This window comes from uncultured Streptococcus sp. (genome assembly GCF_915066115.1).
Taxonomy (GTDB): domain Bacteria; phylum Bacillota; class Bacilli; order Lactobacillales; family Streptococcaceae; genus Streptococcus.
In genome coordinates, this window is the sequence record NZ_CAJZDT010000155.1 from 1 (window position 1) to 3546 (window position 3546).

Here is a 3546-nt window from a genome sequence, read left to right on the forward strand (position 1 = left end):
TCCTTAACCCAAGCATTTTGAACTAATTGCCCTTGTTTTTGATAGTACCAGCTTTCACTGTAATTCTTTTTTAGCCAACTTTCTGCTTTTACAATCGGATAAAGTATTTTGAAGGCTCCTGCCCCCCTGTAGGAATGACTGATAACTCCTGGTTTTTGAAGTTTCAATTCTACATAGTCGTCTGCCCAAGCAAATACTTTTTGACCATTGACAGTCTCTGGTAAAGTGGCAGTGTAAGTCTTGGCTTGATAGTCCCATTTTGCATCAAGGTAGGTGTATTGATCATTTGGTTCGTCAATACGGAAGTAACTACTCTTTCCACCGTCATTATATACATCATCTACTACTTTAGTGGACCAGGTCTTTACTTCATTTCCGCTCTTGGCTTCTACCTTGATATCTCCTCTATAGCCATATGGAACATAGAAATTCAGGTAACGCCCCTCTACACCAATCATAGACTTGTCCTTTTCTTGACCTAGGAAATTGACAGTCTGATCTTGACCATTGAGACTAACCGTCCACTCGATTTTCTCAGTTTTTGGCAAATCCAAGACTTTGATATCCACTTCATGACCATTGTTAAACCGAAGAATCTTGCCATCTTGATACTGTACTCCACACTTAACAACCCATTCTTCTTTAAGCTCAAATGCCTGCCCTGAATGTGGAAAAGCCAGTAAAGCTAGACCAGCTAGAGACAAACCAAATAGTGTAATTTTTTTCATTGTAATTCCTCCTTAGATGTTATTATGTTAATTATATCACTGTGTTTTTATTTTGCAAATCTTATCCTAAATATGCAAGCAAAAAACCTCTGAGATTCTTCTCAAAGGTTCTGATTTTGCTAATTACTGTTCTCAACTGCTGCAGTGACAAAGGCAGTGTAGAGTTCTTCTGGGCGGTTTGGACGACTTGACAGTTCAGGGTGATACTGACACGCTACAAAGAATTTATTTTCTGGAATTTCCACGATTTCTACCAAACGATTGTCTGGAGAAACTCCTGAAAAGACAAAGCCTGCTGCCTCAAACTGCTCACGGAAGGCGTTGTTAAACTCATAACGGTGACGGTGACGGCGTTGCACCACTTCTTGATTGTGATAAGCAGCCGCTGCTTTAGATCCACGTTTCAACTTAGATGGATAAAGTCCCAAGCGAAGGGTTCCCCCCATATCCTCAACATCAATCTGATCACGCATGATATCAATGATAGGGTATTTTGTTTCTGGTGCAAGTTCTGCAGAATTCGCCCCTTCAAGACCCAAAACGTGACGAGCAAACTCGATACAAGTCAACTGCATTCCCAAGCAGACACCTAACATTGGAACATCATTTTCACGCGCATAGCGAATGGCTTGGATTTTCCCTTCCGTACCACGTTGGCCAAAACCACCTGGTACGATGATTCCATCTGCATCAGACAAGAGTTCTGCCACATTCTCTGCTGTCACATCATTGGCGTTGACCCAATTAATTTTAACTTCCGCGTCGTTGGAATAACCAGAGTGTTTCAAGGCTTCAACCACAGAAATGTAGGCATCTTGCAACTCAACATACTTACCGACAAGGGAAATTTTAACTTGTTTCTTGAGGTTCATGACCTTGTCCACCATAGCTGACCACTCTGTCATATCCGCTACTGGTGCGTCTAGTTTCAAATGGTCACAGACAATTTGATCCATACCTTGCGCCTGCAAGTTCAATGGAATTTGGTAAAGGTGTTCAACGTCCAACGATTCGATAACAGCTTCTGGTGCCACATCACAGAACTGTGCTAGTTTGTTTTTGATTCCTTGACCAGCTGGCTCTTCTGTACGAATCACCAACATATTTGGCTGGATTCCCAATCCACGCAATTCTTTTACAGAGTGTTGAGTTGGTTTGGTTTTCATTTCACCAGCAGCCTTGAGGTATGGAAGCAAGGTTGTATGGATGTACATAACATTATCCGCACCCACATCTGCCTTCATCTGACGAAGAGCCTCTAGGAATGGCAAGGACTCGATATCTCCTACTGTTCCACCAACCTCTGTGATAATGACATCAGAGTCTGTCGTTACAGCGGCACGCTTGATTTTCTCTTTCAAAGCATCTGTGATATGAGGAATAACTTGAACAGTTGCCCCAAGGTATTCTCCACGACGTTCCTTACGAAGAACTTCACTGTAAATTTTCCCAGTTGTCACGTTGGAATATTTGTTGAGATTGATATCGATGAAACGTTCATAGTGGCCCAAGTCCAAATCAGTCTCAGCCCCATCATCCGTTACAAATACTTCTCCGTGCTGGTAAGGACTCATAGTTCCCGGATCGATATTGATATAAGGGTCAAACTTTTGAATGGTTACTTTGAGACCACGATTTTTCAAGAGACGGCCCAGACTCGCTGCGACAATCCCTTTCCCAATAGACGATACCACACCACCAGTTACAAAAATATATTTCGTAGACATAGATTCCTCTTTCTAAAATGCTCAAGGCCTTGTTAACTACGAGGGGACATAGGAAACAAGACCCTACTAATAAGAATAATCTGGGACGACTGCACCAGATTCACAACTAAAATGCAAGAAGATAACTTCTTGAAAAAACAAAAATAGCTCCCTAAGAACTAGGGAGCCCCGACCTCTAAAAGAGGTGCCCGAACAATATGATACCTAAAAATAGGACAATTGTCAATAGCTAACTTTTATTCCTCGATGTTTTCAGCGTCATCATCAGAAAACTCATCGTCTTCTTCGTTGAGATCCACGTCTTCTCCCAAGTCATCTGGGGCGATTTCGTTGATTTCTGCATCGTAAGCTTCCACTTCATTTTTCTCATCATCTGGATTTTCATCATCGTATGAAAGAGCTGGATCTGCTTCGTATGCATCTTCATCTTCTGGATCATCCGCATTGTAGTCAATAGCATCTGAATCGCCATCCATGAAAGCATTGACACGTTTTTTCTTAGCTTTTGGTGCCACTTCATCGTCGTCATTTTCCTCAAGAGCGATGATTTCTTCGTCAATTTCGTCCACACCATACCATGAACGAAGCCCCCATTTGTTGTCTCCAAGTGAGATGAAGCTACCGTCAAAGTTCAACTCTGTGTAAAACAAAGGCAAGGCTTCACGGATATCGCTGTTTGATGTTCCAAGGTAGTTTTGAATTTCGTTTACAAGATCGCTAAAATGCATCTCGTGATCACGACCACGAAGTTCCAAGATAGCACGCGCTACCTCAATCATAGATAGTTCACTTTTTTCTTGCCCAGCAAATACTTCTAATTCCAAAGCGTTTCTCCTCATTTATACTACTATCGCCAGAGCGAACAGACTCTGACCTCATTTTATCATTCACTCTTTATTTTACGATAATTTTGCGGAATAGTCAAAGGTTAAATGGGGGAAAGTGACAGGACTTTTTTTATTTCTTTGCTACCCAGCCGATGGGAGCGCTTGGGGGATTTTCGCTATCAATCAAGATAAATTCAATACCGATTATAGATGAAAATTAGGCTACAACGCCCTACTTCTCAGGACGGTTCGAACTTACAGAAT

General features: G+C 41.8%; 3 protein-coding genes. All 3 read right to left on the minus strand.

Annotated features, from left to right (window positions below):
* Positions 1–728 (minus strand): N-acetylmuramoyl-L-alanine amidase family protein (locus tag QZ565_RS08675; RefSeq protein WP_295528290.1); only part of this gene is annotated, 728 nt, incomplete at its 3' end.
* Positions 729–847: 119 nt separating this feature from the next.
* A complete protein-coding gene (locus QZ565_RS08680; RefSeq protein ID WP_295528293.1) occupies positions 848–2455 on the minus strand; it encodes a CTP synthase in 1608 nt (535 codons plus the stop codon).
* A 236-nt stretch (positions 2456–2691) separates the two neighbouring features.
* Positions 2692–3279, minus strand: coding sequence for a DNA-directed RNA polymerase subunit delta (gene rpoE / locus QZ565_RS08685; RefSeq protein WP_000418405.1), 588 nt, complete (start codon positions 3277–3279; stop codon positions 2692–2694).
* Positions 3280–3546: the final 267 nt, after the last annotated feature.

Excerpts from the sequence above, each read along its gene's own strand:
- QZ565_RS08680 (WP_295528293.1), bottom strand. The coding sequence starts at position 2,455 with ATGTCTACGAAATATATTTTTGTAACTGGTGGTGTGGTATCGTCTATT.